Annotated in this window: 27 protein-coding genes and 1 pseudogene; 25 read left to right on the top strand and 3 right to left on the bottom strand. The window is 62.7% G+C overall.

What is annotated here, in order from left to right:
• Positions 1-61 precede the first annotated feature (61 nt).
• The 11 genes from mce to G4223_RS07380 all read left to right on the top strand — a co-directional run bounded on the left by mce (position 62) and on the right by G4223_RS07380 (position 12,699).
• Positions 62-466 (top strand): methylmalonyl-CoA epimerase, encoded by a 405-nt coding sequence (gene mce, locus G4223_RS07430; protein WP_163677184.1) that lies wholly within the window; start codon positions 62-64, stop codon positions 464-466.
• Between the two features lie 65 nt (positions 467-531).
• The gene (locus G4223_RS07425; protein WP_163677182.1) at positions 532-1,089 is read left to right on the top strand and encodes a DNA-3-methyladenine glycosylase I; all 558 of its coding nucleotides are present in this window, start codon (positions 532-534) and stop codon (positions 1,087-1,089) included.
• A 284-nt stretch (positions 1,090-1,373) separates the two neighbouring features.
• Complete coding sequence (locus G4223_RS07420; protein WP_163677179.1) at positions 1,374-2,261, top strand: hypothetical protein; 888 nt, start codon at positions 1,374-1,376, stop codon at positions 2,259-2,261.
• Positions 2,191-3,669 carry a proline--tRNA ligase gene (gene proS, locus G4223_RS07415; RefSeq protein ID WP_420844437.1) on the top strand — a complete coding sequence of 493 codons (1,479 nt, stop codon included), beginning with the start codon at positions 2,191-2,193 and terminating at the stop codon, positions 3,667-3,669. Before G4223_RS07420 ends, proS begins: the two co-directional genes overlap by 71 nt.
• 65 nt (positions 3,670-3,734) lie before the next feature.
• Positions 3,735-4,961: a lipoprotein-releasing ABC transporter permease subunit gene (locus G4223_RS07410; protein WP_163677640.1), complete on the top strand. Its 1,227-nt coding sequence runs from the start codon at positions 3,735-3,737 to the stop codon at positions 4,959-4,961.
• Positions 4,954-5,640 carry an ABC transporter ATP-binding protein gene (locus G4223_RS07405; protein ID WP_163677174.1) on the top strand — a complete coding sequence of 229 codons (687 nt, stop codon included), beginning with the start codon at positions 4,954-4,956 and terminating at the stop codon, positions 5,638-5,640. Before G4223_RS07410 ends, G4223_RS07405 begins: the two co-directional genes overlap by 8 nt.
• 17 nt (positions 5,641-5,657) lie before the next feature.
• Positions 5,658-5,855: a hypothetical protein gene (locus G4223_RS07400; RefSeq protein WP_163677173.1), complete on the top strand. Its 198-nt coding sequence runs from the start codon at positions 5,658-5,660 to the stop codon at positions 5,853-5,855.
• Positions 5,852-6,145, top strand: coding sequence for an HNH endonuclease signature motif containing protein (locus G4223_RS07395; RefSeq protein ID WP_163677171.1), 294 nt, complete (start codon positions 5,852-5,854; stop codon positions 6,143-6,145). Before G4223_RS07400 ends, G4223_RS07395 begins: the two co-directional genes overlap by 4 nt.
• Positions 6,146-6,182: 37 nt before the next feature.
• Positions 6,183-7,448 carry an HD-GYP domain-containing protein gene (locus G4223_RS07390; RefSeq protein WP_163677169.1) on the top strand — a complete coding sequence of 422 codons (1,266 nt, stop codon included), beginning with the start codon at positions 6,183-6,185 and terminating at the stop codon, positions 7,446-7,448.
• 4 nt (positions 7,449-7,452) lie between these two features.
• Entirely contained in the window at positions 7,453-10,917 is a 3,465-nt protein-coding gene (gene dnaE / locus G4223_RS07385; protein ID WP_163677167.1) for a DNA polymerase III subunit alpha, read from the top strand.
• A gap of 33 nt (positions 10,918-10,950) precedes the next feature.
• Complete coding sequence (locus tag G4223_RS07380) at positions 10,951-12,699, top strand: glycoside hydrolase family 17 protein (RefSeq protein WP_163677165.1); 1,749 nt, start codon at positions 10,951-10,953, stop codon at positions 12,697-12,699.
• An 82-nt stretch (positions 12,700-12,781) separates the two neighbouring features.
• Here the strand turns inward: G4223_RS07380 and G4223_RS07375 are convergent.
• Both G4223_RS07375 and G4223_RS07370 read right to left on the bottom strand, forming a co-directional pair.
• Positions 12,782-12,946 (bottom strand): annotated as a pseudogene (locus G4223_RS07375) (IS5/IS1182 family transposase); the annotation flags it as partial.
• A 96-nt stretch (positions 12,947-13,042) separates the two neighbouring features.
• Positions 13,043-13,498, bottom strand: coding sequence for a Ros/MucR family transcriptional regulator (locus G4223_RS07370; RefSeq protein ID WP_163677164.1), 456 nt, complete (start codon positions 13,496-13,498; stop codon positions 13,043-13,045).
• 353 nt (positions 13,499-13,851) lie between these two features.
• Between G4223_RS07370 and rpiB the strand changes: the two genes are divergently transcribed.
• The 11 genes from rpiB (at position 13,852) to G4223_RS07315 (ending at position 23,793) form a co-directional block, all read left to right on the top strand.
• A complete protein-coding gene (gene rpiB, locus G4223_RS07365) occupies positions 13,852-14,301 on the top strand; it encodes a ribose 5-phosphate isomerase B (protein WP_163677162.1) in 450 nt (149 codons plus the stop codon).
• Positions 14,302-14,351: 50 nt separating this feature from the next.
• Positions 14,352-15,629 (top strand): serine hydroxymethyltransferase, encoded by a 1,278-nt coding sequence (gene glyA / locus G4223_RS07360; protein ID WP_163677159.1) that lies wholly within the window; start codon positions 14,352-14,354, stop codon positions 15,627-15,629.
• Between the two features lie 63 nt (positions 15,630-15,692).
• Entirely contained in the window at positions 15,693-16,160 is a 468-nt protein-coding gene (gene nrdR / locus G4223_RS07355; RefSeq protein WP_163677157.1) for a transcriptional regulator NrdR, read from the top strand.
• A 16-nt stretch (positions 16,161-16,176) separates the two neighbouring features.
• Positions 16,177-17,253, top strand: a complete 1,077-nt coding sequence (ribD, locus tag G4223_RS07350) for a bifunctional diaminohydroxyphosphoribosylaminopyrimidine deaminase/5-amino-6-(5-phosphoribosylamino)uracil reductase RibD (RefSeq protein WP_163677155.1) — start codon at positions 16,177-16,179, stop codon at positions 17,251-17,253.
• A 13-nt stretch (positions 17,254-17,266) separates the two neighbouring features.
• Entirely contained in the window at positions 17,267-17,860 is a 594-nt protein-coding gene (locus G4223_RS07345; protein WP_163677153.1) for a riboflavin synthase, read from the top strand.
• Positions 17,832-18,983, top strand: coding sequence for a 3,4-dihydroxy-2-butanone-4-phosphate synthase (gene ribB, locus G4223_RS07340; RefSeq protein WP_163677151.1), 1,152 nt, complete (start codon positions 17,832-17,834; stop codon positions 18,981-18,983). The genes G4223_RS07345 and ribB overlap by 29 nt, the downstream gene beginning before the upstream one ends.
• Before the next feature lie 17 nt (positions 18,984-19,000).
• Positions 19,001-19,459: a 6,7-dimethyl-8-ribityllumazine synthase gene (locus G4223_RS07335; RefSeq protein WP_163677150.1), complete on the top strand. Its 459-nt coding sequence runs from the start codon at positions 19,001-19,003 to the stop codon at positions 19,457-19,459.
• A complete protein-coding gene (gene nusB, locus G4223_RS07330) occupies positions 19,456-19,953 on the top strand; it encodes a transcription antitermination factor NusB (RefSeq protein ID WP_205762417.1) in 498 nt (165 codons plus the stop codon). The genes G4223_RS07335 and nusB overlap by 4 nt, the downstream gene beginning before the upstream one ends.
• A gap of 9 nt (positions 19,954-19,962) precedes the next feature.
• Positions 19,963-20,988 carry a thiamine-phosphate kinase gene (gene thiL / locus G4223_RS07325; protein ID WP_163677149.1) on the top strand — a complete coding sequence of 342 codons (1,026 nt, stop codon included), beginning with the start codon at positions 19,963-19,965 and terminating at the stop codon, positions 20,986-20,988.
• Positions 20,989-21,002: 14 nt separating this feature from the next.
• The gene (locus tag G4223_RS07320) at positions 21,003-21,455 is read left to right on the top strand and encodes a flagellar basal body-associated protein FliL (protein ID WP_241004001.1); all 453 of its coding nucleotides are present in this window, start codon (positions 21,003-21,005) and stop codon (positions 21,453-21,455) included.
• A gap of 256 nt (positions 21,456-21,711) precedes the next feature.
• The gene (locus G4223_RS07315; RefSeq protein ID WP_163677148.1) at positions 21,712-23,793 is read left to right on the top strand and encodes a sodium-translocating pyrophosphatase; all 2,082 of its coding nucleotides are present in this window, start codon (positions 21,712-21,714) and stop codon (positions 23,791-23,793) included.
• Positions 23,794-23,895: 102 nt separating this feature from the next.
• Here the strand turns inward: G4223_RS07315 and G4223_RS07310 are convergent, their stop codons facing one another.
• The gene (locus tag G4223_RS07310; protein WP_163677146.1) at positions 23,896-24,357 is read right to left on the bottom strand and encodes an outer membrane protein assembly factor BamE; all 462 of its coding nucleotides are present in this window, start codon (positions 24,355-24,357) and stop codon (positions 23,896-23,898) included.
• Between the two features lie 136 nt (positions 24,358-24,493).
• Between G4223_RS07310 and G4223_RS07305 the strand changes: the two genes are divergently transcribed.
• The 3 genes from G4223_RS07305 to rpmF all read left to right on the top strand — a co-directional run bounded on the left by G4223_RS07305 (position 24,494) and on the right by rpmF (position 25,853).
• Positions 24,494-25,033 (top strand): ubiquinol-cytochrome C chaperone family protein, encoded by a 540-nt coding sequence (locus tag G4223_RS07305; protein ID WP_163677144.1) that lies wholly within the window; start codon positions 24,494-24,496, stop codon positions 25,031-25,033.
• Positions 25,030-25,575, top strand: coding sequence for a YceD family protein (locus G4223_RS07300; RefSeq protein WP_338086839.1), 546 nt, complete (start codon positions 25,030-25,032; stop codon positions 25,573-25,575). The genes G4223_RS07305 and G4223_RS07300 overlap by 4 nt, the downstream gene beginning before the upstream one ends.
• A gap of 89 nt (positions 25,576-25,664) precedes the next feature.
• The gene (gene rpmF / locus G4223_RS07295) at positions 25,665-25,853 is read left to right on the top strand and encodes a 50S ribosomal protein L32 (RefSeq protein ID WP_163677141.1); all 189 of its coding nucleotides are present in this window, start codon (positions 25,665-25,667) and stop codon (positions 25,851-25,853) included.
• Positions 25,854-25,866 lie beyond the last annotated feature (13 nt).

Below are 25,866 nucleotides of genomic sequence, written 5' to 3'. Positions count from 1 at the left end.
ATTTTCCCGAAACCGCCATCATGCTATAAGGAGTTTCTGAAACAACCCTGACGAGGACCCGATGATCGGTAAGCTTAACCACGTCGCCATTGCCGTGCCGGACCTTGAAGCCGCCACCAAGCTTTATCGCGACACCTTGGGCGCCAAGGTTTCCGCCCCTGTTCCCCAGCCCGCCCACGGCGTCACCGTGGTCTTCGTCGAGTTGCCGAACACCAAGGTCGAGTTGCTGCATCCGTTGGGGGAAAAGTCGCCCATCGCCGCTTTCCTGGAAAAGAACGCCTCGGGCGGCATCCACCACATCTGTTACGAGGTCGCGGACATCTACGCCGCCCGTGACCAGTTGAAGGCCCAGGGGGCCCGCGTTCTGGGCGATGGCGAGCCCAAGATCGGCGCCCACGACAAGCCGGTGCTGTTCCTGCATCCCAAGGATTTTTTCGGTACCCTGGTCGAGTTGGAGCAGGCTTGAGCTTTTTGACCCGCGCCCGGATGGCTTGACGGCTGTCCGGGCGTCGATGGACAAGGGGAGGGGGCATGAGTTGGTATTGCGACGTCGCGCCTGGCCATCCCTTCCATGGTCCCTACCATGACCACGAATACGGTTTTCCCGTAACGGACGACGCGGTCCTGTTCGAGCGTCTGGCGCTTGAAATCTTCCAGGCCGGGCTGTCGTGGCTGATCGTCCTCAAGAAACGGCCCGCCTTGGCCGCCGCCTTCGACGGTTTCGCAATCGACCGTGTCGTTCAGTATGGCGAGGACGATATCCTGCGGCTGATGGCCGATTCCGGCATCATCCGCAACCGCCGCAAGATCGAAGCGATCATCGAGAACGCGCGCCGTTTGCAGGAAATCAGGCACCAGCACGGTTCGTTCGCGGCCTGGATCGCCGCCCATCACCCGTTATCCAAAGAGGAATGGGTCAGACTGTTCCGCCGCAGCTTCGTCTTCATGGGTGGAGAAGTGGTGGGAGAGTTCCTGATGAGCATCGGCGTGCTGGCCGGTGCCCATCGCGACGATTGCCCGGTTCAGGAGCGAATCCGGGCCGCGTGTCCGGCGTGGTTGGACCCGGTGCGGTTGGAAACGGGGAACTGAAATGCAAAATGGCAAGATCAGTTCTCTGATCTTGCCATCCCTGCGTCTCCGCGTTGCGGACGCTGGCGACTCCTCCCTAAACTTGAGCCGCATCGGGGTGCCTATTTTTTTCGGTCTGCCCCATCCCGTGTTGGGCTTGAAAGAACATTACGCAATTTCATAACTCTCGTCACCAACTTTTTTTTAAAAAATTTCGTGAGCGGTGGATAACCTTGCTGAAACGGCGGATTTCGGCCAATGTTCCCGCATGGCTGGGTTGTCCTTAGCGCGCAAGGAGTGTGCCTATGAGACGAATTTTTGGTCTCGCCGCCGGCTTCTGCCTGCTGTCGGGAATGGCGTTCGCCCAAGCGGAGCAATCGGCGCAACCGTTGCGCATCGTCATCACCAAGACCGATTGCTCGCGTTTGATCCGCCACGTTCCGGCCCCCGACGTGGCGTACAAGCCGGGGGTGGACGTGCATGGCCGGGCGGTGGCGCCGGCCGACATGCCGGGAAGCGGCGCCGACGCTATTCCCGGCCTGTTGCCCGACGTTCTGGAATTTCCCATCACCATCAACCCCATTTCCTATGGGGCCAGGAACTTGGCCCAACGTGAAAAGGCTGCGGCGTTGGAAGGGCAATCCTCGACCTACACCAGCAAGGTGGCTGCCCAGGCGCAGATCACCAGCTTGACCGCGCAACAAACCACCCTGACCACTCAAGCCGCGACCCTGGCGACGGAAAAGGCGGCGCTTGACGCCGACTACACCACCGCGACGACCACGCTGGCGACCTTGCAAGCCGAGGTGGATGCTGGAACAAGGACGGCGTCCAGCCGCGACTATCAGGCGGCCAAACGTGCGGTGACGGCCCAGAAGTCCCTGGTCGACGCCAAACAGGCCGAGATCAGCGCCAACAGCGCCAGCCAGACGGCGACCACCAAAGCCATCGCCACCCAGCAAGCCATCGTTGACGGCAGTGCCGCCAAGACCGAGCAGTACACCGCAGCCCAGGCGGCGGCCGAGGCCAAGCTGGCGACCATCTCGGCCAAGGGGTTGGACAGCACCACCATGAAGGTCGGCACCGTGCGCTACGACGTGGCCAAGGGCACCTTCACTTTCAATGATCAGCCGTTGCTTCCCGAGGACCAGGAGGAACTGGCCCGCGCCTGTCAAAAGCGGGGCGTGCGCTGAAGCGACCGGCACCCGCTTGTCATCGCCTTGGGCTTTGCCTAAAGTCGCAGCCGCCGAACGGGGCGCACCCCACGTGACCTGCCATTCCTGTTTTTCCCTTTCCCGACCCGAGGAAATCATGCGTCTGTCCACCTATTTCCTGCCGACCCTCAAGGAGACCCCGGCCGAGGCCCAGATCGCCTCGCATCGTCTGATGCTGCGCGCCGGCATGGTCCGTCAGTCGGCCTCGGGTATCTACACTTGGTTGCCGCTGGGTCTGCGCGTGCTGAAGAACATCGAGCGCATCGTGCGCGAGGAACAGAATGCGGCCGGCGCCCAGGAATTGCTGATGCCGACCATTCAATCGGCCGATCTGTGGCGGGAAAGCGGCCGTTACGACGCCTACGGCAAGGAGATGCTGCGCATCACCGACCGCCACGAACGCGAAATGCTGTATGGCCCGACCAACGAGGAACTGATCACCCAGATCTTCCGCGACAACGTCCGCTCCTATCGCGAGATGCCGAAGATTCTCTATCAGATCCAGTGGAAGTTCCGCGACGAGGTTCGTCCGCGTTTCGGCGTCATGCGCGGCCGCGAGTTCCTGATGAAGGACTGCTATTCCTTCGCCATGGATTATGAAGGCGCGAAAAAGGCTTACGAGGTGATGTTCAACGCCTATTTGAAGACTTTCAAGCGCATGGGGCTGACCGCCATCCCCATGGCCGCCGATTCGGGGGCCATCGGCGGCAGTCTGTCGCACGAGTTCCACATCCTGGCCGAAACCGGCGAATCGGGCGTGTTCTATGACGTCGCCTATGACGAATTGGCCGCCAAGGACGAGATCGACCTTGAAACCTTGTCCAAGCTGTATGCCGTCACCGACGAGAAGCATGATTCCTCGGCCGCCAACTGTCCCCCGGCCGAGCGCCTGAAGGAAGCGCGCGGCATCGAGGTCGGCCACATCTTCTATCTTGGCACCAAGTATTCCAAGGCCATGAACGCCGTGGTTCCCGGTCCGGGCGGCGAGACGGTCCTGGCCGAGATGGGCTGTTACGGCATCGGCGTTTCCCGCCTTATGGGCGCCATTATCGAGGCGTACCACGACGACCGTGGCATCAAGTGGCCGGAAGCGGTGGCGCCGTTCAAGGTTGGTCTGATCAATCTCAAGGCCGGCGACGCCACCTGCGACAAGACCTGCGAGGATATCTACCGCAGCTTGTCGGAAAACGGTGTCGAGGTGCTGTACGACGACCGCGACGACCGGGCCGGTGTCAAGTTCGCCGACATGGACCTGATCGGTCTGCCGTGGCAACTGGTGGCGGGCCCCAAGGGACTGGCCGTCGGCGTGGTCGAATTGAAGAACCGCCTAAGCGGCGAGAAGGTGGAATTGTCGGTGGAAGCCGCGCTTGCCCGCCTGACCGCCTGAGGTCCAGACCGCGTAAGGACCAGACCGCGTAAGGAATTGTGCCCGTGTTCGATGCCTTCGAAAGAATGGTGGCGTTTCGCTACCTGCGTGCCCGCCGCAAGGAAGGGTTCATTTCCGTCATCGCCGGCTTTTCCCTGTTGGGAATTGGGCTTGGCGTCGCCACGTTGATCGTGGTCATGGCGGTGATGAACGGCTTTCGCCAGGAATTGCTGTCACGCATCTTGGGTATCAACGGCCATCTTGGGGTCTATGGCGCCGGACCGGCCTTGATCGGCTTTGATCCGCTGGCCGAGGCCATCCGCCAGTTGCCGGGCGTGACCCGCGTCATCCCCACCGTGGAAGGGCAGGTGATGGCCACGTCGCAAGGCGGCGCGGCCGGCGCCATCGTGCGTGGTGTCCGCCCTGACGATCTGTTGGGGCGCGAGATCATCAGGAAAGGGCTGAGCGGCCCGTTCGAGGAGTTCCGCGACGGCGAATCCGTGTTGATCGGTTATCGTCTGGCGGAAAAGCTGGGGCTCGGCGTCGGCGACACCATCACCTTGATCTCGCCCAAGGGCAACGCCACCGCTTTCGGCACGGTGCCACGCCTGCGCGGCTATCGCATCGCCGGCACCTTCAACATCGGCATGTTCGAATACGATTCCGGCTTCGTGTTCATGGCGCTCGATGCCGCTCAAACCTATTTCAAGCTGCCCGGCGCGGTCACCCAGATCGAGGTGTTCGCCGACAATCCCGACCGGGTGCCCGAGCTGCGGACCACCATCTACCGTGCGGCCACCGCCACGGGGGGCGTACGCATCTACGACTGGCAACAGGCCAACGCCAGCTTCTTCAACGCCATCCAGGTGGAACGCAACGTGATGTTCCTGATCCTGACGCTGATCATCCTGGTGGCGGCGTTCAACATCATCTCGTCCCTGATCATGCTGGTGAAGGACAAGGGGCGCGACATCGCCATCCTGCGCACCATGGGGGCGACGCGCGGCATGGTCATGCGCATCTTTTTCCTGGCCGGCGCCTCGGTCGGCGTGGTCGGCACGGTGTTCGGAACGGTGTTGGGGGTGCTGTTCGCCACCAACATCGAGAACATCCGCCAGTTCATCCAATCCGTCATCGGCCGTGAGTTGTTCGCCGCCGAGATTTACTTCCTGACCCAACTACCGGCCCGCGTCGATCCCGGCGAAGTCGTGGCGGTGGTGCTGATGGCCTTGGGCCTGTCCATCGCCGCCACCATCTATCCCAGCTGGCGGGCGGCCAAGCTCGATCCGGTGGAGGCGCTGCGCTATGAGTGACCGTTCCGCCGGATTGCGTCTCGAAACCATCTCGCGCTCGTTCTCGCAAGGCAAGGACACATTGCATGTGCTGAACGGGGCCGAATTGTCCATTGAACCCGGTGAGATCGTCGCCCTTGTCGGCCCATCGGGGGCGGGAAAGTCGACGTTGCTGCACATCGCCGGCCTTCTGGAACGTCCCGACCAGGGCGAGGTGTGGCTGGGCGGTGAGGCCTGCGGCAAGTTGAGCGAGGATCGCCGCACCACCTTGCGCCGCTCCCATCTCGGCTTCGTCTACCAATATCACCACCTGTTGCCGGAGTTCTCGGCCCTGGAGAACGTGGTGTTGCCACAGATGATCGCCGGAACGTCACGCAAGGCGGCTGCCGAACGGGCCCTGGAACTGCTGGAACGCATGGGACTTGCGCCGCGCGCCGAACACCGTCCCGGCCAGTTGTCGGGCGGTGAACAACAGCGCGTCGCCATTTGCCGTGCGCTGGCCAACGCGCCCAAGGTGTTGCTGGCGGACGAACCCACCGGCAACCTTGATCCCCACACCGCCGAAGGGGTGTTCCGCGAACTGATCTCCTTGGTGCGGTCGTCGGGGGTGGCTGCCCTGATCGCTACGCATAACCCCGAACTGGCCGCCCGCATGGATCGGATGGTACGGTTACAAGACGGTGTCTTGTTGCCGGTCTGATCAACAAGGGGGCGGCCGTGTTCTATGCCGAGTATCCCGTGATCTTGGAAATCGCACCCGAAGAACGGGTCAAGGCGTTACGCTGGCTGGTGTCCACCCATCCCAGGCTGGATTATCTGCTGGAAGAGGAAGACGACGACAGCGCCGAGCTGCGGGTCCGGCCCGAGGATGCGTCGGTGCTTGACGCCTTGGCCGACATGCTCGAACGGGAATGATCGGGACGGAGCTTGGTCCTTGTCCCATTTGCGGCCGGCCGATGGTGGCCGGTTCGTCCGTGGACGAACACCATTGGATTCCGAAGTCCCAGGGCGGGCGGGAAACGGCTTTCCTGCACCGTGTCTGTCACCGCACCTTGCACGCGCGCTTTTCCGAACGCGAACTGGCAGGTGACTTTTCCACGCCGCAACAGGTGCGGGCCGACCCGGCCATCGCCCGTTTCGTCGCCTGGGTGCGCAAGCGTCCGCCCGAATATGTGGATTGGCCGCGGGATGTGCGTAAACGCTGAGTTTGCGCTATACTGGTCCCAGCAAAGGAGGCCGGCCATGCCCCCCAACGCCGATGCTGCTTCCGCCGCTTTTCCCGGACTCGGGATCGTCGATCTCGACCGTGTCATTCTGGCCCTTGCCGACGCTCTGGACTTCATCGGAGTCGACGAGATCGGCCATGGACATCGCGTGGCGTTGATGGCCGCGCTGTGCGCGGACGAGATGGAATGGCCCCCTGAACGCATCCATCTGTTGTTACAGGCTGGGTTATTGCACGATTGCGGGGTGTCATCGACGCGCGAACACCGCCATCTGGTCAACGACATCTTGTGGGAAGGCGAACATGCCCATTGCGAACGGGGCTGCCTTTATCTGCAATCGGTGCCGTTGCTGTCCCATTTGGCGCCGATCGTCCTTGAGCATCACACCCCATGGGCACATTTGCGCCACCGTGGCGTCGCGCCGGGTCTGGCGCTTGACGCCAACCTGATCTTCCTGGTGGACCGCGCCGATGCGGTGCGGGCGCGCGGCGTGGCCGAGGGGCGGCCGGTGATCGACGTGTTGCGCCGTTACGAAGGAAGCCATTTCGCCCCCGAATTGATGGCGGTTTTCCACGATATCGCCCAGCGCGAGGCATTCTGGTTCTATCAGGAGGAACCGTCCTTGCGCGAGCGCTTGCGTGAGCGCTTGTGCCAAGGCCCGCCGGTGGTGCTGAACATTGCCGACATGCGGGCTTTGGCGACCATGTTCGGGCGGGTGATCGACGCCAAGAGCCCTTATACCGAGCGTCATTCGGTCGGGGTGGCGGCGGTGGCGATGCGGTTGGGGCGGGGGTTCGGCCTGTCGCGGCAAACCCTGGACATGATGGAAATATCGGCACTGTTGCATGACATCGGCAAGTTGCGCATTCCCGACGAATTGCTGGACAAGCAAGGCCCGCTCAGTGCCGACGAACGCCGCCGCATGGCGCGTCATGCCTTCGACACCTACGAGGTGTTGCGCCGCGCCTTTGGTGACGGGCCGATGGCGCAGTGGGCGGCCTTTCATCACGAATACGTCTCGGGCCAGGGCTATCCCTTCCACCTGGAGAACGGCAGCCTGCCGCTCGAGGCGCGGATCATCGCCGTGGCCGACGTATTGCAGGCTTTGGCGCAAAGGCGCCCCTATCGCCAGCCGCTGACCCCACCCGAGATCGTCGCCATCCTGGATGGCATGGTATTCGGCGGCAAGCTGGATGCCACGGTGGTCGAGGCGGCCAAGGCCGATCTTGACGGATGCTGGAAGGACGCGATTGCCGAAGAGGGTGAAGACGCGGCATCATAGGCGGATGTCTACCCACGCCGATTTCGTTCATCTTCGCGTCCACACCGCCTATTCGCTGTCCGAAGGCGCCATCAGGATCAAGGAATTGGTCAAGATGTGCGACAAGAAGGGCATGCCCGCCGTCGGTATCGCCGACAAAGGCAACCTGTTCGGCGCGTTGGAATTTTCCACCTATTGCTCTGATTTTGGTGTCCAACCGATCATCGGTGTGCAACTGGCCGTCCGGCGCGAGGGCGAGGGACCGAACAAGGATGGCCGTCGGCCAGACCCCGATTGGATCGTCCTGTTGTGCCAGTCAGAGGTCGGCTACGCCAACCTGATGAAGCTGGTGTCCAAGGCCTATCTGGAGACTCCTGGCGGTGAAACGCCGCAGGTGGCGGTGCGCGACCTGGAAACCCATGCGGATGGCCTGATCCTGTTGACCGGTGCCACCGCCGGTCCGGTCAACCGCCTGTTGCTGGAAGGGCAAAAGGAGCGGGCCGAAATCGTTCTGGTGCGCTTGGCCCAGGCCTTTCCCGGCCGCGCCTATGTCGAGCTTCAGCGCCATGGTCTGGAGGAAGAGGACAAGGTCGAACCCGCGCTGGTGGACTTGGCCTACAAGCACGACCTGCCGCTGGTCGCCACCAACCAGGCCTATTTCCCCAACCGCGAAATGTACGAGGCGCATGACGCGCTGATCTGCATCGCCGATGGCGCCTATGTGTCGCAAGACGACCGCCGCCGCCTGACGCCCGAGCATTACCTGAAGTCGCCCCAGGAAATGCGCGAATTGTTCGCCGATCTGCCCGAGGCTTGCGACAACACCCTGGTCATCGCGCGGCGCACCGCCTTCATGGTCACCAAGCGCAAGCCGTTGCTGCCGCCCTATCACATGGACGGCCTGACCGAGCCCGAGGTTTTGCGCAAGAAATGTTGGGACGGTCTGGCCATGCGGCTGGAAAAACACGTCTTCCAGCCCGGCATGACCGACGCGGAGAAAGAGCACGCGGCCAAACCGTACCGGGAGCGTATCGAATACGAAATCGGCATCATCGAACAGATGGGCTTTCCCGGCTACTTCCTGATCGTGTCCGACTTCATTCAGTGGTCGAAGTCTCACGACATCCCCGTGGGGCCGGGCCGTGGCTCGGGTGCCGGTTCGGCGGTGGCCTGGGCCTTGACCATCACCGACCTCGACCCGTTGCGTTGGGGATTGCTGTTCGAGCGTTTCCTGAATCCCGAACGCGTGTCCATGCCCGACTTCGACATCGATTTCTGTCAGGACCGGCGCGAAGAGACCATCAAATACGTCCAGGACAAGTATGGCCACGACAAGGTGGCCCAGATCATCACCTTTGGTAAGCTTCAGGCCCGTGCCGTCCTGCGCGATGTCGGCCGCGTCCTTCAGATGCCCTATGGTCAGGTGGATCGCATCTGCAAGATGGTGCCCAACAACCCGGCCAATCCGGTGACCTTGGAAAAGGCGCTTGAGATCGAGCCGTTGCTGAAGGAAGCGCGCGAAAGCGACGAAACGGTCCGCCACCTGATCGACATGGCCATGAAGCTGGAGGGGCTTTACCGCCATGCCTCGACCCATGCCGCTGGCGTGGTGATCGGTGATCGGCCGCTGGACCAGTTGGTCGCGCTTTACCGAGATCCGCGTTCCGACATGCCGGTTACCCAATTCAACATGAAATGGGTGGAAAGCACCGGTCTGATCAAGTTCGACTTCCTGGGTCTCAAGACGCTGACCGTCATGGTCACTGCCTGCAAGCACATCAAGAAAACCAAGGGTCTGGAGGTCGATTTGTCGGCCTTGCCCCTGGATGACGCGCTGACCTACGAATTGTTGACCCGTGGCGACACGGCCGGTGTGTTCCAGCTGGAATCGGCGGGCATGCGCGATGTTCTGCGCAAGATGCACCCCAACCGTCTGGAAGACCTGATCGCCGTGGTGGCGCTCTATCGTCCCGGTCCCATGGACCAGATTCCGCGTTACATCGCCTGTAAGCACGGGCGCGAGGAACCGGACTACATGCACCCGTTGCTGGAGCCGATTCTCAAGGAAACCTTCGGGATCATGGTCTACCAGGAACAGGTCATGCAGTTGGCCCAAGTACTGGCCGGTTATTCGCTTGGCGGCGCCGACCTGTTGCGCCGCGCCATGGGCAAGAAGATCCGGGAGGAGATGGAAGCCCAGCGCAAGCTGTTCGTCGACGGTTCGGTGGCGCGTGGTGTCGATGCCGACCAGGCCTCGATGATCTTCGACAAGGTGGCTAAATTCGCCGAATACGGTTTCAACAAGTCGCACGCCGCCTGTTATGCGCTGATCGCCTATCAGACGGCATGGCTCAAGGCCAACCACCCGGCCGAGTTCATGGCGGCGACCATGACTTACGAAATGAGCAACACCGACAAGCTCAATTCGTCTCGTCAGGAACTGGATCGTCTGAAAATCAAGCTGTTGCCGCCCGACATCAACAAGTCGCGGCATGATTTCAGCGTGGAAAAATTGTCCGACGGCTCGTTGGCGGTTCGTTACGCCTTGGCCGCGTTGAAGAACGTGGGCGAGGGGGCGTGCCGTCAGATCGTCGAGGAACGCGACCGCGGCGGTCCCTACAAGGATTTGTGGGATTTCGCCCGCCGTCTCGACACCAAGCAACTGAACCGCCGCCAGATGGAAAACATGGTCCGGGCCGGCGTGTTCGATTCCTTGGAAAAAAATCGCGGCAAGGTGTTCAAGAATTGCGAAGCGTTGCTTCGTTACGGTGCCGCCGAGGCGGAACAGCGCGATTCCAGCCAGATGAGCCTGTTGGGTGGCAACATCGCCCCGGCGCCAAAGCTGGAAAACGCCGCCGACTGGTCGCCGCACGAAAAGTTGAGCCAGGAATTCGACGCCATCGGCTTTTATCTTTCGGCCCACCCGCTCGACGCCTTCGCCAAGAGCCTCAAGCGCCTGGGCGTGGTCAAGATCGCCGAACTGGTCGGCCACCTTCAGGGCGGCGGCAAGGGGCGCGTCAAACTGGCCGGTTCCCTTCTTGCCAAACAGGAACGAACCTCGGCCAAGGGCAGCCGCTATGCCTTCCTGACGCTGTCCGATTCGTCGGGCATGTTCGAGGTGACGGTGTTCTCGGAAACCCTGGCCGCCTCGCGTGAGTTGTTCGAGACGGGTGGACCGCTGTTGCTTGAGGTGGATGCCAAGCTCGAGGATGAACAGGTACGCATGACCTGCCAACGCATCGCCTCGCTGGACCAGGAGGCGGCGCGGGCTGCCGCCGGGCTCAGGATTTTCGTGCGCGACGAGGCGCCGCTGCCCACCTTGGCGCAACTGGTGGCCAACGAGGGCAGGGGGCGCAACCGCATCTTGATCGTTGCGCAGACGGAAAATCGCGAGGTGGAGTTGTCGATCGACCGGACCATCCAACTGAACCCGACGTTCATGCACGCCTTGCGCTCGGTTCCCGGTGTGGCCGAGGTGGAAGAAATCTAGTATGACGGGCTGCCGTCTTTTGGGGCCCGATCCATGCGCATCGCTTCCATTCTTGTGATCTTGTTCGTTTCGGCCGTGGCCAGTGTCGCCGGCTGGGGCTGGTTCAACCGGCCGGTGCCGGTCGCGCTTTCCTTTGACGAACCGTTTCCGTCGGTGTCGTTCGCGCCGTTCCGTCGCGGCCAAAGCCCGATTTCCCAAACCTATCCGCCGCCCCAGCAAATCGAGGAAGACCTCAAGGGGCTGGTGGGCGTGGCCAAGGGCGTGCGGACCTATACCGCGCGCGAAGGCATGGAAATCGTCCCGGAACTGGCTCGCAAATACGGCATCGACGTCACCCACTCGGCCTGGCTGGGCAAGAAGCTGGACATCAACGCCGCCGAGGTGGACGCACTGATCGCGGCTGCCAACGCCAACCCCGATTCCATCAAACGGGTGATCGTCGGCAACGAGGTGTTGCTGCGCCAGGACCTGAAGCCCGACGAACTGATCGCCTATATCCGCAAGGTCAAGGCGGCGGTCAAACAGCCGGTGTCCTATGCCGACGTCTGGGCCTTTTATTTGCGCTATCCCCAGGTGGCGAACGAGGTGGACTTCATCACCATCCACATTCTGCCCTATTGGGAGGACGAGCCCATCGGGGTGGAAGGCGCCGCCGAACATATCGTCAAGATCTACCGTTTGATGCAGGAACGCTTTCCCGGCAAGCCGATCCTGATCGGCGAGGCGGGATGGCCGACCAAGGGGCGTAACCGTGGGCCGGCGGCGGTCAACATGGAAAGCGCCGCCAAGTTCGTGCGCACCCTGGCCAAGGTGTCCAAGGAAAACGGCTTCGACTACAATCTGGTCGAAGCCTTCGACCAGCCGTGGAAAGCCAAGCTGGAAGGTACGGTCGGTGCCTTCTGGGGCGTCGAGGACGTGGACCGCGCGGTAAAGTTCACCATGTCGGGGCCGGTCCAGGACAATCCCGATTGGCCGCGTCATGCCGCCTGGGCCGCTGGGCTGGGGCTGATCGCCGCCTTGGTCTTTCTGCGCCGTGCCGGAGACTATACCCCGGCCCGTGCCCTGGTGCTGGCGGTGTTCGCCCAAATCCTCGCCTCGGCCGTGGTGTGGCAGGCGACCAACGCCTGGGTGACGCGCGACAGCGATCGCACGATCTGGCTGGTGGCGACCCTGTTGCCGGGGTCCAAGGCGTGGCTGGCGGTCGAACCGCTGGTGCGTGACGCCGTCACCGTGGCGCGCATCGCGGTGCATGCGGTCTTCGCGGTATTGCTGGTGCGGGTGGCCGGGCTGTCGCTCAGGACCGGCGCCGTTTCGTGCCGCTGTGTCTGGAGCGAGCGCGTCGCCATCTTCTATGCCGTCATGGCCTGGGTGGCGACCCTGCTGCTGTTCTTCAACGGCCGTTACCGCGACATTCCGAACGTGGAATATCTGGCGCCCTGTGTCGGGTTGGCGTTGTGGGGGCTGATCAGGGTGTGGGCGTTCGGCTTGCCGTGGCGTCAGGCTTTCGCCATCGGCCAGATGTTCTCCAGCGGCGTTCCCGCCCGCCGCCTTGCCGGACGGGAAATGGCCGGGGTCTTGATGGTGGCGATGGTGTTGGCCCCGGCTTCCGAATCCCTGGCGCTGTATCTAGGCGAGGATTTCCAGGCCATGCATGCCACCCTGGCCGAACAGGCGCCGTTGCTGGCCGGCATTTTTTTCGCCAATGGCGAAATGTTGGTGTGGTCGGCGATGTTGGCGCTGATGGCGCTGCCCTATTGGGCTGAATGGCGGCTGCAAAAATAAAAGAAAGCCACGGGAAAGCGGGGCCTCAGACTGCTGACGAACCCCGTCGATTTCCGGCGGGGTTTGTTTTTTTGTGCACGTCAGACGGCCGTACATTGTCCGCACAGGATAGATGCGCCACCCGCTCGCGGATGAACGAAAAGTCGATCGCCGCGGCGATCTTGTGCCGCAGGTGATCCGACGGAACCAGCGACGCGATGGTCACCATCTCCAGTTCCGTCTGTTGGGGCGTCGGTTTCCTGAGCATGCCCTATTGAATCAAAAGCCCCCGCCAAGGGCGAGGGCTTTGTCAGCAACCTGAGCCGCGTCGGAAACGACGCGGCTTTGGGGGGGGGCGAATTCCTCAGCGGGTCTTGCGGCGCCCCGGCTTTTCGTCTGTCTCTCCGGCCTTGCGGCCCAGGCCAATCTTCTTGGCGAAGTCGGAACGCTGCGCGGCGTAGTTGGGGGCGACCATGGGATAATCCGGCGGCAGCGCCCACTTGGCCCGATATTCGTCGGGAGTCATGTTGTAGGTGGTGCGCAGATGCCGTTTCAGCATCTTGAGCTTCTTGCCGTCCTCGAGGCAGATGATGTAGTCGGGGGTCACCGACTTCTTCACCGGAACGGCAGGCTTCGGCGCTTCGGACTTGGCTTCCGGCGCGCCGGTCTCAAGCGAGGCCAAGGAAGAGTAAACCGTGTGGATGACCTCCGGGATCTGGCCGGCGGGCAGGGGATTCTTGCTCACGTAAGCGGCCACGACGTCCACGGCCATGCGCAGGATGTCGTCGCGGTTGCTTTTGTCGGCGGTGATGTCGGTCATTGGCTTGTCCACGCAGGTTCTTGCCGAAACTGTATCAATGATGCACGGCTTATCTTTGCTGTCAATTCCTATCTGAGCCATAAGAATAATCAATTCTTTCGGCGACTGGGATTTTCAATAAATGCCGGCGCACTGGAGCGGGCTATACCCCAATGGTCTGTGTCATGGCCGGCTGTTCACTTGTCGAAACGGAATGATCGCAGCGAGGGGATGAATGATTTCGTCATTCTACCGACGCATTGCGGCGATGCTGTGACGGATGCCCCACGAGATGGTGGCACGTTGGCAAAATGTGCCGAGATATGGTATTGAAGCGATCCCCGTACTTCCTGATCCCGTAGGTATTTTTCGGCATGACTAAGGAAACCATCGCACTGGCTTCGGATCACGGCGGCGTCGAGCTCAAGACGCTTCTGGCCCGGCATCTGGAAAGCTTGGGCTATGCGGTGCTCGACCTCGGCACGGATGGCGCGCAATCGGTGGATTATCCCGACTTCGCCGTCGCCATGGCCGAGGCGTTGAAAGAAGGGCGCGCGACCCGTGGCGTCCTCATGTGTGGTTCCGGCATCGGCATCTCCATCGCCGCCAACCGCTTCGCGCATGTGCGCGCCGCGCTGGTGCACGACGCCTACGGCGCCAAGATGTGCCGCCAGCATAACGACGCCAATGTCCTGGTCATGGGGGGGCGCACCGTCGGCCCCGAAATCGCCAAGGACTGCCTGGATCTGTTCCTTCAGACCGAATTCGAAGGTGGCCGCCACGCCCGGCGTGTCGCCAAGCTGGCCGAGAACGGCGAGCGCTGAGCCGATTGACTGCCCATTCCCTGTCGACCTTGCACGAAAGACATTCACCGATGACCGCCACCGACACTTTCTTCCGCACCTCCCTGGCCGAGCGTGACGTCGACGTCTTCGCCGCCATTTCCAAGGAGCTGAAGCGTCAGCAGGATCAGATCGAGCTGATCGCGTCCGAAAACATCGTTTCGCGGGCGGTTCTCGAGGCGCAGGGCTCGGTGATGACCAACAAATACGCCGAGGGTTATCCCGGTAAGCGTTATTACGGCGGCTGCGAGTTCGTGGACATCGTCGAGCAACTGGCCATCGAGCGGGCCTGCAAGCTGTTTGGCTGTCAGTTCGCCAACGTCCAGCCCAATTCCGGTTCCCAGGCCAACCAGGGCGTGTTCCAGGCGTTGATCCAGCCCGGCGACACCATCATGGGCCTGAGCCTGGCGGCTGGCGGCCACCTGACTCACGGCGCGGCCCCCAACCAGTCGGGCAAGTGGTTCAAGGCGGTGCAGTACGGTGTGCGCCTTCAGGACGCCCAGATCGATTTCGACGAGGTCGAGCAACTGGCCAAGGAACATAAGCCGAAGCTGATCATCACCGGCGGCTCGGCCTATCCGCGTACCATCGACTTCGCCCGCTTCCGCAAGATCGCCGACGAGGTGGGGGCGCTGTTCATGGTCGACATGGCCCATTTCGCCGGTCTGGTCGCGGGTGGCCAGTATCCCAGCCCGTTTCCCCATGCCCATGTGGTGACCACCACCACCCACAAGACCCTGCGCGGCCCGCGCGGCGGCATGATCCTGACCAACGACGAGGCGATCGCCAAGAAGATCAACTCGGCCATTTTTCCGGGCATCCAGGGTGGCCCGCTGATGCATGTCATCGCCGGCAAGGCGGTGGCTTTCGGCGAGGCGTTGCAGCCGGAATTCAAGCAATACGCCGCCCAGGTGGTGGCCAACGCCAAGGCACTGGCCGACACCCTGGTGCGCCGCGGTCTGGCCATCGTGTCGGGCGGCACCGATTCGCACCTGATGCTGGTTGACCTGCGCCCCAAGAAGCTGACCGGCAAGGCCGCCGAGGCCAGCCTTGAGCACGCCGGCATGACCTGCAACAAGAACGGCATCCCGTTCGACCCGGAAAAGCCGACGATCACTTCTGGCGTGCGTCTGGGCACGCCGGCCGCCACCACGCGCGGCTTCGGCGTCGAAGAGTTCAAGAAGGTGGGCGAACTGATCGGCGACGTGCTCGACGGTCTGGCCGCCAATCCCGAAGATAATTCCGCCGCCGAAAAGAAGGCGCGGGAGGACGTGGCGGAATTGTGCCGCCGGTTCCCGATCTACTCGTAAACAAGCGGGCGGGGCCGTTCCTGGGGAGGAACGGCCCCTTTCGTCTCAAGGGGAAACAGACAGATGCGTTGTCCGTTCTGTGGTCATGACGATACCCAGGTGAAGGATTCGCGACCGACCGAGGATAATTCGGCCATTCGCCGCCGCCGTTCCTGCCCGGCGTGCGGTTCGCGCTTCACCACCTTCGAACGCGTTCAGATCCGCGACCTTGTGGTCATCAAGAAGGACGGCGGCCGCATTCCGTTCGACCGCGAAAAGCTGGTCAAGTCGTTGCGTATCGCGTTGCGCAAGCGTCCGGTCGAGGAAGAACAGATCGAACGCATCGCCAACGGCATCCATCGTCGCCTGGAAAGCATGGGCGAGAACGAGGTGCCGTCCAAGTACATCGGCGAATTGGTGATGGACGTGCTGATGGACCTGGACAAGGTTGCATACGTCCGCTACGCCTCGGTTTACCGCAACTTCCGCGAAGCAAAAGACTTCGAGGATTTCCTGGGAAAGATGGTCGGTGGCAGCCACGACGACGACTGATATTGACCGCGCCCACATGCGCGCCGCCTTGGGCCTGGCCCGGCGCGGCCTGGGGAACGTGTGGCCCAATCCGGCGGTGGGATGCGTCGTTGTCAAGAACGGCCGGGTGGTCGGGCGCGGCTGGACACAGCCGGGGGGGCGTCCCCATGCCGAGACCGAAGCCTTGGCCATGGCCGGCGAGGCGGCGCGTGGCGCCACCGCTTATGTGACGTTGGAACCTTGTTCCCATCACGGTAAGACGCCTCCTTGCGCCGAAGCCTTGATTTCGGCGGGCGTTTCCCGTGTCGTCGCCGCCATCGAAGACCCGGACCCCCGCGTGTCGGGACGTGGTTTCGACCTGTTGCGCGCGGCCGGGGTCGAGGTCAAGACCGGGGTCTGTGCCGACGAGGCCCGCGACCTCAATGCCGGTTTCCTGATGCGTCAACGGGAAGGCCGGCCGTTGGTGACGCTGAAGGTGGCGACCACGCTGGACGGCCGGATCGCCACCCATTCCGGCGAAAGCAAGTGGGTGACCGGCGCACCGGCGCGTCAGGCCGCACATTTGTTGCGGGCGGAAAACGACGTCATCGTCGTCGGCAGCGGGACCGCGCTGGCCGACGATCCTGAACTGACCTGCCGCTTGCCGGGTCTTGAAGACCGTTCGCCGGTTCGCGTGGTTCTGGATGGCCGCATGCGTCTGCCTTTGACCAATCGGTTGGTGGTGGGGGCTGCCGAGATTCCCACATGGCTGCTGACCTTGGAGGGCGGGGATTCTGACCGCATCGCCGCCTATCAGGAAGCCGGTGTCGATGTGGTGGAAGTGCCGGAAGGGACGGACCATTCCCTGGATCTCAAAGCGGCCCTGGAAATCCTGGCCGAGAGCGGCGTCACCCGCGTCTTGGTGGAGGGCGGCGCTCATCTTGCCGCCGGGTTGTTGCGGGATGGTCTGGTGGACCGTTTGGTATGGTTTCGGGCGCCCCGCATGATGGGGGGCGACGGCTTGCCGGCGGCGGTCTGCTTCGGCGTTGATCATTTGGCGCAGACACCGCATTTCGAACGTGTCACGACCCAGTCGGTCGGTGGCGACGTGATGGAAATCTATAGAAAAATCTAAGGAGTACGGGCCGATGTTCACAGGCATCGTCACCGATCTTGGTGAAGTGCGCAAGGTTGCGCGGGATCAGGGCCAGGACGCCCGTTTCGAGATCGCCACCCATTACGACCTGTCCTCGGTCGAGATCGGCGCTTCCATCGCCCATAACGGCGTGTGTCTGACGGTGATCGAGACCGCCGCCGACACCTATGTCATCCAGGCCTCGGCCGAGACCTTGTCCAAGACCACTCTGGGCGACTGGCAGGTGGGAACGCGGGTCAACCTGGAACGGGCCTGCCGGGTGGGTGATGAACTGGGCGGACATATCGTGTCCGGGCATGTGGACGGCGTCGCCCGCGTGATGTCGATCCGCCCCGAGAACGAATCGCTACGCTTCACTTTCGAAGCGCCCGAGGCGCTGGCCAAGTTCGTCGCTCCCAAGGGATCGGTGGCGTTGGACGGCGTGTCGCTGACCGTCAACGAGGTTGACGGACGTCTGTTCGGCATCAATGTCATTCCCCATACCCAGGCGGTGACCACGTTCGGGATTTTGCGCGAAGGGGACAGCGTCAATATGGAAATCGACATGCTCGCACGTTATGTTGCGCGCCTTCTGGAAAAGGACTGATCCGGTGGCGTTGTCCGAGTATCACGACCAGCTTTCCTCGATCGAGGAGATCATCGCCGAGGCCCGGTCGGGCCGCATGTTCATCCTGGTCGACGACGAGGATCGCGAGAACGAGGGTGACTTGGTCATTCCCGCTCAGATGGCGACGCCCGAGGCGGTCAACTTCATGGCCCGCTATGGACGCGGCCTGATCTGCCTGTCCATGACCCGTTCCCGGTGCGAGCATCTGGGGCTCAAGCCCATGAGCCCGGACAACGGCACCCGCATGCAGACCGCTTTCACGGTGTCCATCGAGGCACGCGAAGGGGTGACCACCGGCATTTCCGCCGCCGACCGGGCGCGCACCATCCAGGTCGCCATCGACCCGGAAAAAGAAGCGTCCGACATCGTCAGCCCCGGCCACGTCTTCCCGCTGATGGCGCGCGATGGCGGCGTGCTGGTGCGCGCCGGCCATACCGAGGCGGCCGTGGACATCTCGCGCCTTGCCGGCCTCAATCCCTCGGGCGTGATCTGCGAGATCATGAACGACGACGGCACCATGGCGCGCATGCCCGATCTGGTGAAGTTCGCCCAGTTGCATGGTCTCAAGATCGCCACCATCGCCGATCTGATCGCCTATCGCCGCCGCCATGACAAGATCATCCGCCGCGAGGTCGAGGCGCCGCTCACCTCGAAATGGGGGGGTGAATGGCGAATGGTGATCTATGCCAATCAACTGGCCTATGTGGAGCACGTCGCCCTGGTGAAGGGCGATCTGAGCGGCGATCAGCCGGTCATGGTCCGCGTGCATGCCGTCAACATCCTTGACGACGTTCTGGGCGACCAGGGGTCCGGCAAGGCCGGAGAGCTTCATACCGCCATGGAAATGATCGCCGCCCACGGGCGCGGGGTGGTTGTCCTGGTGCGTGAACCGCGTCCGACCAGCCTGTCCGACCGCGTGCGTGCGCAACTGGATCAGCGTCCGGTGCCGACCGAGCTGCGCGATTACGGCGTTGGTGCGCAAATGCTGCTGGATCTTGGCGTCGATCGCATGATCTTGTTGTCGAACACCAAAAAAACCATCATCGGCCTTGACGGCTTTGGCCTGGAAGTGGTGGAACAGCGCCCCATCCCGGTGGCCTGAGGAAAAAGGATCCGACCATGAGCGAGCCCCGCGTCCTGATCATCGAGGCGCGTTTCTACGACCATCTGGCCGACATGCTGTTGGCCGGCGCGGTCCAGACGCTGGAAACGGCGGGCGTGGCCTGGGACAAGGTGACCCTTCCCGGCATCTTGGAACTGCCGGCGGCGCTTGAAATGTTCGCGGCAGCCCAGGAATTGGGCACCGCCGATATCCGCTATGACGGCTTCGTGCTTCTGGGCACGGCCATCCGAGGCGAAAGCGACCATTACCACCATGTCTCGACCGCTTGCGTGAACGGCTGTTCCGAGGTGGCGACCCGCCGCCATCTGGCCGTCGGCAGCGGCGTGCTGACCGTCCACAACGAAACCCAGGCGCTGAATCGTGCCGACCCCGCCCGTAAGAATTTGGGCGGCCAAGCGGCCCGCGCCTGTCTTCGCATGCTTGATCTCAAGCGCACCCTGAAACTGACCCGTTGAGCAAAATCCAAGTGCGCAAGCCCAATCCCAACGCCACTCGCCGTTCCGCCGCCCGTCTTGCCGCGGTTCAGGCGCTTTATTCCATGGAAATCACCGGCGTTCCCGCCGAACAGGCCATCGACGAGTTCCGTCAGCGCCAGGAGGACGAGCCCAAGGGCCGTCTGGCTCAGCCTGACGGCGATCTGGTCACGTTCCTGGTGCACGGAGCCACCACAGAAGGTCCTTTGTTGGACGAGATGATCGGTCATGCCTTGTCGCGCGACTGGACGGTGGACCGGCTCGAGGCCGTGCTGCGGGCCATCTTGCGTGCCGGGGCGTTCGAACTGAAGGCAAGGCCGCAGACGCCGGCCCGCGTCGCCATCACCGAATTCGTCGACGTCGCCCACGCGTTCTATGCCGGGCCCGAGCCCAAGATGGTCAACGCGGTGCTGGACAAAGTCGCCCGCGTGCTGCGCGCCGAGGAGTTCGAAGGCGACGCGACGCGGCCGGGCTGAGGAGGGGGCTTGAGCGGCACCCTTCCTGCTTCGTCGGTTGACGAGTTCCAGATCATCGCCGATCTGTTCGCGCCGTTGTCGCGCGGCTATCCCGGTGCCCTGAACCTGACCGACGACGTGGCGCTTTTAGCCGCAGATCCCGATCATGAAACCGCCGCCACCATGGATGCCATGGTGGCGGGCGTGCATTTCCTGCCCGACGATCCGCCCGATCTGGTGGCGCGCAAGCTGATGCGTGTCAACCTGTCCGATCTGGCCGCCAAGGGGGCACGGCCATTCGCCGTGATGCTGGCGGCGGCCTTTCCCCGTGGCACCGACCTTGACTGGATGCAACGTTTCGCCGCCGGTTTGGCCGCGGACGTCGCGGAATTCGGCGTCTCCCTGATCGGCGGCGACACCGTGTCCACGCCGGGCCCCTTGACCCTGGCTCTGACGGCGTTGGGAAAGGTGGCGAAGGGCAGGGCGATCTTACGTTCCGGTGCCCAGGCCGGGGACGTGGTGTGGGTCAGCGGCAGCATCGGCGACGGCGCCTTGGGCCTGCGGGCGGCGCGCGACGGATGGCCGGGACTGGCGGCCGGGCATGTTTCCTTTCTGGCGGGCCGTTATCGCCTGCCGTCTCCGCGGCTGTCGCTGGGGGCTGGGCTGGTCGGCCTTGCCCATGCCGGCATGGACGTCTCGGACGGGCTGGTGCAGGATCTGGGGCACATCTGTCGGGCGTCCGGGCTGGGCGCGCGGATCGAGGCAGCCAAGGTGCCGTTGTCTGCCGCCACCGCCGCTGCCCTGGCCACCGACCAGACATTGCTTGCCAGCGTTCTTGCCGGCGGTGATGATTACGAGTTGCTGTTCACCGCGCCGGCCCACGCCACAGAGGCTGTCTTGAACCTGGGGCGCCGCGTCGGAGTTGCGGTGACCGCCATCGGCAGCATGGCCGAGGGGGAGGGGGTTCGGGTGGTGGACGCCAATGGCGGTACGCTGTCCTTGCCCCATGGCGGCTGGCGGCATTTCAGCGCAACGGAAACGGGGGCCGGCGCGTGATTCGATTGATCTTCATGGTAATCGCATTCCTGATGATGGTGGGAGCCATCATCGGGGGCCTGTATTTCTGGGGCATCGATCCGTTGGATCGTTTCAACCAGTTGATCGGCAAGGCGCCGGCCCATAAAGAGGGGGAGCCCGTCGTGCCCTCGGTGACGCCCCCGTCCTTCGTGGATTTCGGGCTGTTGATCGTGCCCATCGTCCAGGATCGCGAGGTTCGCAAACAGGCGGAGATGATCATCCGGCTCGAGGTGCCGTTCGAGAAAAAGGAAATCGTCGCCCAGAATCTACCGCGTCTTCAGAACGCATTTCTCGAGGACATGATGGCGTTCTTGCCCTACCAGTTGCGGGACCGTTCCGATCTGGACCATGCGGCCATCCGTCGCCGCATGCAGGTCATCTGCGACAAGGTCTTGGCCCCCGGCTGGGTCAAGGACGTTTCGATAGAGCAGTCCAGCCTGAAATGACCCTCCGCTGAGCGTGTGATGGGGTGGATATTTCCTATGGCAACCTTTTTTGTTTTGGAATTATCCCAATTATCCATCAAAAAACGGTGGATAAATACCATAAAGGCATAGTTTGGTGAGCTATGCATTGCATCGTCCCATGTCTTCTGGCAACTTTTTCCGCGCTTGCGTTGTCCTCTCAGCCAACCAGCAGTTTTCGCCGGACGGAAATACGAGGCGCGAAAGTCAATAAAGCTGCTCAGGGGATAAATACACAATGACAACACTCTTTGTGATCGCCTGCGGCTTGGTGGCGGTGCTGTACGGCGCCTATGCCATCAAGTCGGTCCTAGCTTCGCCTGCAGGCACACCACGCATGCAGGAAATCGCGGCGGCGGTTCAGGAGGGCGCCAAGGCCTACCTTAATCGTCAATATCGAACCATTGCCATTGTCGGCGTCGTGGTCGCGGCCATCCTGGCCTGGCGTCTCGGCGTTTTCCAAGCCGCCGGCTTCGTGCTGGGTGCGGTTCTGTCCGCCATCGCCGGCTATGTCGGCATGAACGTTTCGGTGCGCGCCAACGTGCGTACGGCCGAAGCGGCCCGTTCCGGCGGCATGCAGCAGGCCCTTGATGTCGCTTTCAAGTCCGGCGCCATCACCGGCCTGCTGGTGGTCGGCCTGGGTCTTCTGGGCGTCGCCGGCTATTACGGCCTGCTGCGCAATACCGGCGTTGGCGGTCGCGACCTGTTGGAAGCGCTGGTGGCGTTGTCCTTCGGCGCGTCGCTGATCTCCATCTTCGCCCGACTGGGCGGCGGCATCTTCACCAAGGGTGCTGATGTGGGCGCCGATCTGGTGGGCAAGGTGGAAGCCGGCATTCCCGAGGATGATCCGCGTAACCCGGCGGTGATCGCCGACAACGTGGGCGACAATGTGGGCGACTGTGCCGGCATGGCCGCCGACTTGTTCGAAACCTACGCGGTGACCGTGGTCGGTACCATGCTGTTGGGCTCGATCTTCTTCACCGGTGCCGCCCAGGAAGCCATGATGATGTTGCCGCTGGTCATTTGCGGCGTGTGCATCTTCGCTTCCGTCGTCGGTACCTTCTTTGTCAAGCTGGACGCTTCCGGCAAGATCATGAAGGCGCTGTACAAGGGGTTGGTGGTTACCGGCGTGCTGTCGGCGATTTTGATCGCCGCCATCATCAGCGTCATGTTCGAAGACGGCTTCGCCACCACCTTCGAAACGGCCGGCCATACCATCACCGGCGGCGGGCTTTATGCCTGCGCGTTGATCGGTCTCGCGGTCACCGGCCTTCTGGTGTGGATCACCGAATACTACACCGGCACCGAGTACCGTCCGGTCAAGTCGGTGGCCCAGGCCTCGACCACCGGTCACGGTACCAACGTGATCCAGGGCTTGGCGGTGTCCATGGAAGCCTGCGCCTTGCCGGTGCTGGTGATCTCCATTGCCATCATCCTTGCCTACAACGTCGCCGGCCTGTTCGGCATCTCGGTGGCGGCCACCACCATGTTGGCGCTGGCCGGCATGATCGTGGCGCTGGACGCCTATGGTCCGGTCACCGACAACGCCGGCGGCATCGCCGAAATGGCGGAGTTGCCCAAGGACGTGCGCAAGATCACCGACGCGCTGGACGCCGTCGGCAACACCACCAAGGCGGTCACCAAGGGCTACGCCATCGGTTCGGCCGGCTTGGCCGCGCTGGTGCTGTTCGCCGCCTATACCGAAGACCTCAAGCATTATTTCCCCAACCTGAACGTCAAGTTCAGCCTTGAGGATCCCTATGTGGTCATCGGCCTGTTCCTTGGCGGTCTGCTGCCCTACCTGTTCGGTGCCATGGGTATGCAGGCGGTCGGCCGTGCCGCCGGTTCGGTGGTGGTCGAGGTTCGCCGTCAGTTCAAGGAAATCCCCGGCATCATGGCTGGCACTGCCAAGCCCGACTACGGTCGTGCCGTGGACATGCTGACCAAGGCGGCGATCCGCGAAATGATCATCCCCTCGATGCTGCCGGTGCTGTCGCCGGTGGTGTTGTACTTCGTCATTCTGCTCGTTGCCGACCAGAATGCGGCCTTTACCGCGTTGGGCGCCCTGTTGCTGGGCACCATCGTCACCGGCCTGTTCGTCGCCATCTCGATGACCTCGGGCGGCGGTGCGTGGGATAACGCCAAGAAGTACATCGAGGACGGCCATCATGGTGGCAAGGGTTCCGACGCCCACAAGGCGGCGGTGACCGGCGACACCGTCGGCGATCCCTACAAGGACACCGCCGGCCCGGCCGTCAACCCGATGATCAAGATCATCAACATCGTCGCCATTCTGTTGCTGGCGATGGTGGCGGGCTGATCCGAAGCTCGCGTTGAAACGGAAAACCCCGGCCGAAAGGCCGGGGTTTTTTCGTTGGCGAAATGGATTTGGCCGCCTCGCCTGAGGCGAGCGTCGCGGCCGTCAGGGACTGTTGCCCTTGCTGTCCTTGGAAAACTTTCCGATGTTGCCCACCAGCTGCTCAAGGATACTCAGCTCTTTGCCGGCAGTGGGGGTTTCGCGTTCGACGGAATTGATGGCAACGCCGTCTTCAAGGCCACGCTCGATCACGTCCTTGACCACGCCGGAACGGTCGAAGGTGATGGACACCACCTTGCGGTCCTTGACCTCGGGCTTGAAGAACGCCTTGGTCTCGGTCCGCGCCGAGATGTACTGCCAGCTTTCGTCACCGAAAGTGGAGGTGGTCGAAGGCGTTCCCAGCAATTGCTGGACCTCGTCGCGGGTGGTTTTGCCCGGCTTGATCTCGGCCAGGTTTTCCGGAGTGGGCAGGTTGCCGCGCAAATCCACCGTTGGCGTACAGGCGCCAAGGGCAAGAGCGGCGACGAGGGCGAGGGCGAAGGGCGAGGGACGGGTCAGGACATTCATCCGGTTCTAAGCCGAAGCATTGACGCGCGCCAGCGCGGAAGCCAAAGTGTGGGCCAACATTGCACTCCTGGGCGCGGCGTTGTCAATCGTCGCAGCCGAATTCCCTCACCCCAGGACACTTACTGGAACGAGATTCATGCTTTTCAACCGTTTTCGGGAACGACGCCAGCGCGAGCAGGCCGCGTCAGACCTTTATCTCAGCGCGGTGGAGCAAGCGCGCCGCCCGGTCTACTACACCGCTTTCGGGGTGCCGGATACCCTGGAGGGGCGCTACGACATGATCATCTTGCATGTGTGGATGGTCATGCGCAGGCTGACCCGCGCCGGTGCCGAACCGGTGGCCCGCGCGCTGGTCGAGCTCATGTTCACCGACATGGATCGCAATTTGCGGGAAATGGGGGTCACCGACCTGCGGGTCGGCAAAAGGGTGCTGAACATGGCTGAGGCGTTCTATGGCCGTGCCGGAGCGTATGACCGTGCGCTTGAGGCGGAGGAAGCCGGGGCCCTGACGGCGGCGCTTGAACGCAACGTGTTCCAGTCCGGCAAAAGCGGAGAGGGTGACCCGGCGGCGCTGGCTCGCCATGTCCTGGCACAGCTGGCTTTTCTGGAAACACAGGACGGCGACGCCATGACCCAGGGAAAAGTTGCGTTCCAGGACCCGGAGGGGACGCTGTGAGCGACGCTGTGGTTCCAGAATTCAGCCGAATCGTCCGTGTTGATCGCATTCCCGCTTCCGGCATGCATCTGGACATCGAGGCGAAGCCTGCCGAGCGCGCGGCTTTGGCCGATCGTTTCGCCATCCAATCCATCGGCGTTCTGCGGGCCGAACTGACGCTTCGGGTTCTGGCCGGCGGCGCGGTGGTCCGGGTGAACGGCCATGTCGAGGCCGAGGTGGTGCAAACCTGCGTCGTCACCCTTGAGCCCGTCGCCCAGACGGTATCCGAGGATTTCGTCCTGAGTTTCGGAACCGAACAATCCGACGAACAGCCCATGACTGAAATCGAATTATCCCTTGACGAGGAAGACCCGCCGGACCCCATCCTTGACGGAACGATTGACGTCGGCGAGGCGGTGGCGGAGCATGTGGCGCTGGCGCTCGACCCATTTCCACGAAAGCCGGGAATCACCTTTGAAAGCGGCGATGACCGCGAGGTGGAAGAGGAGAAGAGGCCCAATCCCTTCGCGGTATTGGCACAGTTGCACAAAAATAAGGGGTGATGGTTCACCATACCCTTGAACCATCCGGTCTTTTTGGCTAATAAAGGCCCCTTTCCCCATCAGGGCCTCCTGAGCAGAGAGTACACAAAATGGCTGTCCCGAAGAAGAAGACCTCCAAGTCCCGCCGCAACATGCGCCGCGCGCATCATGGCCTGCCGAACGTTTCCGGCATCGAGTGCCCGAACTGCGGCGAGCAGAAGCTGCCCCATCACGTTTGCGGTTCCTGTGGCCATTACGATGGTCGCGAGGTCGTCGCCCAGGGCGAAGCCAACGCCTGATCCGGCATAACGT

This window comes from Magnetospirillum aberrantis SpK (assembly GCF_011022235.1).
Taxonomy (GTDB): Bacteria; Pseudomonadota; Alphaproteobacteria; order Rhodospirillales; family Magnetospirillaceae; genus Magnetospirillum; species Magnetospirillum aberrantis.
Note: the sequence above shows the minus strand (reverse complement) of the source record. Positions and strands in the feature narration are given on the sequence as shown.

Bases quoted from the DNA above. Each gene is read 5' to 3' on its own strand.
- nrdR (WP_163677157.1), top strand. From the start codon at position 15,693: ATGCGTTGTCCGTTCTGTGGTCATGACGATACCCAGGTGAAGGATTCG.
- G4223_RS07320 (WP_241004001.1), top strand. From the start codon at position 21,003: ATGGTAATCGCATTCCTGATGATGGTGGGAGCCATCATCGGGGGCCTG.
- rpmF (WP_163677141.1), top strand. From the start codon at position 25,665: ATGGCTGTCCCGAAGAAGAAGACCTCCAAGTCCCGCCGCAACATGCGC.
- glyA (WP_163677159.1), top strand. From the start codon at position 14,352: ATGACCGCCACCGACACTTTCTTCCGCACCTCCCTGGCCGAGCGTGAC.
- ribB (WP_163677151.1), top strand. From the start codon at position 17,832: ATGTTGCGCGCCTTCTGGAAAAGGACTGATCCGGTGGCGTTGTCCGAG.
- mce (WP_163677184.1), top strand. From the start codon at position 62: ATGATCGGTAAGCTTAACCACGTCGCCATTGCCGTGCCGGACCTTGAA.
- G4223_RS07390 (WP_163677169.1), top strand. From the start codon at position 6,183: ATGCCCCCCAACGCCGATGCTGCTTCCGCCGCTTTTCCCGGACTCGGG.
- G4223_RS07425 (WP_163677182.1), top strand. From the start codon at position 532: ATGAGTTGGTATTGCGACGTCGCGCCTGGCCATCCCTTCCATGGTCCC.
- G4223_RS07335 (WP_163677150.1), top strand. From the start codon at position 19,001: ATGAGCGAGCCCCGCGTCCTGATCATCGAGGCGCGTTTCTACGACCAT.
- dnaE (WP_163677167.1), top strand. From the start codon at position 7,453: ATGTCTACCCACGCCGATTTCGTTCATCTTCGCGTCCACACCGCCTAT.
- G4223_RS07305 (WP_163677144.1), top strand. From the start codon at position 24,494: ATGCTTTTCAACCGTTTTCGGGAACGACGCCAGCGCGAGCAGGCCGCG.
- G4223_RS07410 (WP_163677640.1), top strand. From the start codon at position 3,735: ATGGTGGCGTTTCGCTACCTGCGTGCCCGCCGCAAGGAAGGGTTCATT.
- G4223_RS07310 (WP_163677146.1), bottom strand. From the start codon at position 24,357: ATGAATGTCCTGACCCGTCCCTCGCCCTTCGCCCTCGCCCTCGTCGCC.
- G4223_RS07315 (WP_163677148.1), top strand. From the start codon at position 21,712: ATGACAACACTCTTTGTGATCGCCTGCGGCTTGGTGGCGGTGCTGTAC.
- G4223_RS07405 (WP_163677174.1), top strand. From the start codon at position 4,954: ATGAGTGACCGTTCCGCCGGATTGCGTCTCGAAACCATCTCGCGCTCG.
- G4223_RS07395 (WP_163677171.1), top strand. From the start codon at position 5,852: ATGATCGGGACGGAGCTTGGTCCTTGTCCCATTTGCGGCCGGCCGATG.
- ribD (WP_163677155.1), top strand. From the start codon at position 16,177: ATGCGCGCCGCCTTGGGCCTGGCCCGGCGCGGCCTGGGGAACGTGTGG.
- proS (WP_420844437.1), top strand. From the start codon at position 2,191: ATGATCAGCCGTTGCTTCCCGAGGACCAGGAGGAACTGGCCCGCGCCT.
- G4223_RS07380 (WP_163677165.1), top strand. From the start codon at position 10,951: ATGCGCATCGCTTCCATTCTTGTGATCTTGTTCGTTTCGGCCGTGGCC.
- G4223_RS07370 (WP_163677164.1), bottom strand. From the start codon at position 13,498: ATGACCGACATCACCGCCGACAAAAGCAACCGCGACGACATCCTGCGC.
- G4223_RS07345 (WP_163677153.1), top strand. From the start codon at position 17,267: ATGTTCACAGGCATCGTCACCGATCTTGGTGAAGTGCGCAAGGTTGCG.
- rpiB (WP_163677162.1), top strand. From the start codon at position 13,852: ATGACTAAGGAAACCATCGCACTGGCTTCGGATCACGGCGGCGTCGAG.
- G4223_RS07420 (WP_163677179.1), top strand. From the start codon at position 1,374: ATGAGACGAATTTTTGGTCTCGCCGCCGGCTTCTGCCTGCTGTCGGGA.